Source organism: Corallococcus carmarthensis, assembly GCF_003611695.1.
GTDB lineage: Bacteria > Myxococcota > Myxococcia > Myxococcales > Myxococcaceae > Corallococcus > Corallococcus carmarthensis.
The window spans coordinates 1-5,715 of sequence record NZ_RAWE01000356.1; the positions used below are offsets into that span (position 1 = coordinate 1).

2 tRNA genes and 3 rRNA genes are annotated in these 5,715 nt (G+C 55.6%); all 5 read right to left on the reverse strand.

The features are described 5' to 3' along the window. Positions 1-7: 7 nt before the first annotated feature. Positions 8-124: ribosomal RNA gene (rrf, locus tag D7X32_RS42760) — 5S ribosomal RNA — on the reverse strand. A 182-nt stretch (positions 125-306) separates the two neighbouring features. Continuing rightward, positions 307-3,273 (reverse strand): 23S ribosomal RNA (locus D7X32_RS42765). A 296-nt stretch (positions 3,274-3,569) separates the two neighbouring features. After that, a tRNA-Ala gene (locus D7X32_RS42770) sits at positions 3,570-3,642 on the reverse strand. Positions 3,643-3,689: 47 nt separating this feature from the next. Further along, a tRNA-Ile gene (locus tag D7X32_RS42775) sits at positions 3,690-3,766 on the reverse strand. A gap of 212 nt (positions 3,767-3,978) precedes the next feature. Next, positions 3,979-5,516, reverse strand: a 16S ribosomal RNA gene (locus D7X32_RS42780). The 16S, 23S and 5S rRNA genes sit together here with 2 tRNA genes alongside, the layout of an rRNA operon. Positions 5,517-5,715 lie beyond the last annotated feature (199 nt).

The window sequence follows — 5,715 nt, forward strand, 5'->3', positions numbered from 1 at the left end:
AAAAAGAATCCGGCAGCGACCTACTCTCCCACGCGGTTTCCCGCGGAGTACCATCGGCTCTGGAGGGCTTAACTTCCGTGTTCGGGATGGGAACGGGTGTGACCCCTCCGACATTGCCACCGGAAAAGCGAATGACGGTGCATACGAAGGGTAAGTTGCAAGTTTCTGCTTGAATGAAGCCTCTTCGAAGTTGAAGAAGCAATTGAGAATAGCTGTTGTCTTCCGGGCGGACACACTTGGGTGTCCTGGCCTCGGCCTTGGCCCCGAGTCCCTTACTCCCCTGTAGGGGGCATGCAAGAGAAGGGGGGAAGTAAGCCGCTCGACTTATTAGTACTGGTTAGCTTAACGCGTTACCGCGCTTACACACCCAGCCTATCAACGTGGTAGTCTTCCACGAGTCTTCAGGGGCTTGCGCCCGGGATACCTGGTCTTGAGGTCGGTTTCCCGCTTAGATGCTTTCAGCGGTTATCCAATCGGCACATGGCTACCCAGCGATGCCTCTGGCGAGACAACTGGTACACCAGCGGTGCCTCCAACCCGGTCCTCTCGTACTAAGGTCAGAGCCTCTCAAGTATCCTACGCCCACAGCAGATAGGGACCAAACTGTCTCACGACGTTTTGAACCCAGCTCGCGTACCGCTTTAATTGGCGAACAGCCAAACCCTTGGGACCTGCTCCAGCCCCAGGATGCGATGAGCCGACATCGAGGTGCCAAACCTCCCCGTCGATGTGAACTCTTGGGGGAGATAAGCCTGTTATCCCCGGAGTACCTTTTATCCGTTGAGCGATGGCCCTTCCATTCAGGACCACCGGATCACTATGACCTGCTTTCGCACCTGCTCGACCTGTCGGTCTCGCAGTCAAGCTCCCTTATGCCATTGCACTCGCCGCCCGGTTTCCAATCGGGCTGAGGGAACCATCGCGCGCCTCCGTTACTTTTTGGGAGGCGACCGCCCCAGTCAAACTACCCACCAGACAGTGTCCCAGTCCCGGCTGACGAGACGTGGTTAGACACCAGAAATCAACAGGGTGGTATTTCACCGTTGCCTCCACCGAACCTAGCGGCCCGGCTTCAAAGGCTCCCACCTATCCTACACAGTCAATCCCTAGTGTCACTGTCAAGTTGTAGTAAAGGTTCACGGGGTCTTTCCGTCTTGCTGCGGGTAAACTGCATCGGCACAGCTATTTCAATTTCGCTGAGTCCCTCTCCGAGACAGTGCGGAAGTCGTTACTCCATTCGTGCAGGTCGGAACTTACCCGACAAGGAATTTCGCTACCTTAGGACCGTTATAGTTACGGCCGCCGTTTACTGGGGCTTCGGATCATCGCTTTGCCTTGCGGCTGACGAATCCCCTTAACCTTCCAGCACCGGGCAGGAGTCAGACCCTATACGTCGGCTTGTCGCCTTCGCAGAGTCCTGTGTTTTTGGTAAACAGTCGCTACCGCCATTTCTCTGCAACCTCTCTCGGCTTCGGCTGTACGCCTACACCTACCAGAGGCCCACCTTCTTCCGAAGTTACGGTGGAAATTTGCCTAGTTCCTTGGAGGAGAGTTCTCTCAAGCGCCTTAGGATTTTCTCCTCACCCACCTGTGTCGGTTTGCGGTACGGACACCCTGCAGACTCCCTGCGGGACTTTTCTTGGAAGCAGAGCATCAGCGACTTACCCCTTGCGGGGCGCCATGGGGTCTCGGGGATGACTGCCGCGCCTTTATTCGTACGCGACACCCCTACGCCTTTAGACTGACACAACCACCGGTCAGCTCGCCTAGCTTTCTCCGTCCTCCCTCAGTTCAACGTCTGCAAGATGGCGCAGGAATATTAACCTGCTTGCCATCACCTACGCCTTTCGGCCTCGGCTTAGGACCCGGCTAACCCTGGGAAGATTAACTTGACCCAGGAAACCTTGGGTTTACGGCGAGGGGGTTTCTCACCCCCTTTATCGCTACTCATTTCGGCATCAGCACTCCCAGTCGCTCCAGCGGCCTTTTCAGTCCACCTTCGCTGCAACTGGGACGCTCCCCTACCGCCATACACGCCTGACGTGTATGACCCGAAGCTTCGGCACTAGTCTTGAGCCCCGTTACATTTTCGGCGCGGCCTGTCTTGACCAGTGAGCTATTACGCTTTCTTTAAAGGATGGCTGCTTCTAAGCCAACCTCCTGGTTGTCAATGACCTGCCACATCCTTTCTAGTGTTCACTTAGACTAGATTTGGGGGCCTTAGCTGTCGGTCTGGGTTATTCCCCTCTTGCCAATGGACGTTATCACCCACTGACTGCGTCCCGGGATAACAATTGCCGGCATTCGGAGTTTGGTACGGTTTGGTAATCTGGTGAGACCCCTAGCCGTTCCAGTGCTCTACCTCCGGCATTGAATTGCCCGAGCCGATACCTAAATATCTTTCGGGGAGAACCAGCTATCACGGAGTTTGATTGGCCTTTCACCCCTACACACAGCTCATCCCAGAAATTTTCAACTTTCATGAGTTCGGTCCTCCATGCGGTGTTACCCGCACTTCAACCTGGCCATGTGTAGATCACCCCGCTTCGGGTTATAATACACGCAACTTAGCGCCCTATTCGGACTCGCTTTCGCTCCGGCTCCACCTATCGGCTTAGCCTCGCTACGTATATTAAGTCGCCGAATCATGATGCAAAAGGTACGCTCTCGCACTGGCTTGCGCCGTAGTGCTCGAACTGCTTGTAGACATGCGGTTTCAGGTTCTTTTGACTCCCCTCACCGGGGTTCTTTTCACCTTTCCCTCGCGGTACTTGTTCACTATCGGTCGCCAAGGAGTATTTAGGCTTACCGGATGGTCCCGGCAGATTCAGACAGGATTGCACGTGTCCCGTCTTACTTGGGTAACCCGCTCAGCTCCGACTGGCTTTCGTGTACGCGACTATCACGCTCTTTGGTGCGTCTTTCCAGGACGCTTCCACTAGCCTGTCAAAGTCCTACCGCGGACCCGCTACCCCACCGCCATTTGCATGACGTTGGTTTGGCCTCTTCCCATTTCGCTCGCCACTACTTTGGGAATCACTCGTTGTTTTCTCTTCCTCAGGGTACTGAGATGTTTCACTTCCCCTGGTTTGCTCTGCAAACCTATGAATTCAGTTTGCAGTAACGCAGCTATTCGCCGCGCTGGGTTTCCCCATTCGGACATCTCCGGATCAACGTTTGGTTGGCAACTCCCCGAAGCTTTTCGCAGCCACCCACGTCCTTCATCGCCTCTTGGCACCTAGGCATCCACCGCACGCCCTTAGTAGCTTACTTGCCCTGATCTCTTGTCGTCACGCCCGCCTCCCGGCGGATTGTCGAAACTCGTGACCAAGGCCCAGGCCTCTGCTCTTCGCTAGCAGGCCCGGAAGACTCATTATTGCTTTTGCTGTTCTCACTACTTCTTCATCGTGTGGGAGACTTCGCTTTTGCCTCACCCGGCTGCCTCGCGGCGCCTGGTGAGACTCATTTCGAAGTCGGCACTTCTGTTGAGAACTTCACTCAGCAGAAATTGCAACTTACCCTTCGTATGCACTTGTCAAAGAACGTCCCTGGAACTTCCAGGTAACTTGTGGAGCTGATCGGGTTCGAACCGACGACATCCAGCTTGCAAAGCTGGCGCTCTCCCAGCTGAGCTACAGCCCCGACTCTCGCGTCAGCCTTCCCATTCGCGTCCCTCCAATGAGGGAGAATGGTGGGCCTAGGTGGACTTGAACCACCGACCTCGCGCTTATCAGGCGCGCGCTCTAGCCAGCTGAGCTATAGGCCCAGGGGGGCTAAAGCATCGGCGAACCTTACAGCGTCCTTCATTCTCAAAGAGCCGAGCACTGCTTCGCTCAGTCCTTCAAAACCAAACAGCAAGCCCGAAGTTCATAATGGATTGTTTACCGGAAACATTGACCTAGAGATGACCTGACAGCCCGAAGGCTGCTGGTGTTGCCTACTCGCCCGAAGGCTGAGTCCAACACCCGGTCTCCTTAGAAAGGAGGTGATCCAGCCGCAGGTTCCCCTACGGCTACCTTGTTACGACTTCACCCCAGTTACCGAGCACTCCTTGGGCATCTCTTGGTGAGATGACTTCTGGAGCAATCGACTCCCATGGTGTGACGGGCGGTGTGTACAAGGCCCGGGAACGTATTCACCGCAGCGTGCTGATCTGCGATTACTAGCGATTCCGCCTTCATGGAGTCGAGTTGCAGACTCCAATCTGAACTGAGACCGGTTTTCTGCGATTAGCTCCCCCTCGCGGGTTTGCAGCGCTCTGTACCGGCCATTGTAGCACGTGTGTAGCCCTGGTCATAAAGGCCATGAGGACTTGACGTCATCCCCACCTTCCTCCGGTTTAACACCGGCAGTCCCTCTAGAGATCCACTTGCGTGGCAACTAAAGGCGAGGGTTGCGCTCGTTGCGGGACTTAACCCAACATCTCACGACACGAGCTGACGACAGCCATGCAGCACCTGTCTCTCGGTTCCCTTGCGGGCACTCCCTCATCTCTGAAGGATTCCGAGGATGTCAAGACCAGGTAAGGTTCTGCGCGTTGCGTCGAATTAAACCACATGCTCCACCGCTTGTGCGGGCCCCCGTCAATTCCTTTGAGTTTTAGTCTTGCGACCGTACTTCCCAGGCGGAGAACTTAATGCGTTAGCTACGGCACCGCGGGGGTCAACTCCCACGACACCTAGTTCTCATCGTTTACGGCGTGGACTACCAGGGTATCTAATCCTGTTTGCTACCCACGCTTTCGCGTCTCAGCGTCAGTTACCGTCCAGGTGGCCGCCTTCGCCACCGGTGTTCCTCCCCATATCTACGAATTTCACCTCTACTTGGGGAATTCCGCCACCCTCTCCGGCACTCAAGCTCTGCAGTTTCGGGCGCACTTCCTCAGTTGAGCTGAGGGCTTTCACACCCGACTTGCAAAGCCGCCTACACGCGCTTTACGCCCAATAATTCCGAACAACGCTTGCACCCTCTGTATTACCGCGGCTGCTGGCACAGAGTTAGCCGGTGCTTCTTCTCCCGGTACCGTCAAGCCGAAGGATGTTAGCCTTCGGGTTTTCGTCCCGGTCGAAAGTGCTTTACAATCCAAAGACCTTCATCACACACGCGGCGTTGCTGCGTCAGGCTTTCGCCCATTGCGCAAAATTCCCCACTGCTGCCTCCCGTAGGAGTCTGGACCGTGTCTCAGTTCCAGTGTGGCTGATCGTCCTCTCAGACCAGCTACCCGTCGTTGCCTTGGTGGGCCATTACCCCGCCAACTAGCTGATGGGCCGCGGACTCATCTGGTTGTGATAGCTTGTATACAGAGGCCACCTTTTCCCTCAGTCTCCGAAGAGACCGTGGGCTTATCCGGTATTAGCCAATCTTTCGACTGGTTATCCCAGGCATCCAGGCAGATTATCCACGTGTTACGCACCCGTGCGCCGCTCTACTAAGGGTTGCCCCTATTCGCGCTCGACTTGCATGTGTTAGGCACGCCGCCAGCGTTCGTTCTGAGCCAGGATCAAACTCTCCAATTGTATTCTTGGTTTGCTTGAACCGGCGTTCCCCGAGACCCGGCTAAGGAGTCTCGGCTCGCTGATTCGTCGGCACTTCCCTCTCGCTGCGCTTTTCAGCGCTGCTCTTGAGGTGAAGCGCCCTCAAAAAATTGACTGCGGGTTTCCGCAATCCATTACTGCTTGGGCTTGCTATTTGGTTTTCAAAGACCGAGCCGCTTGT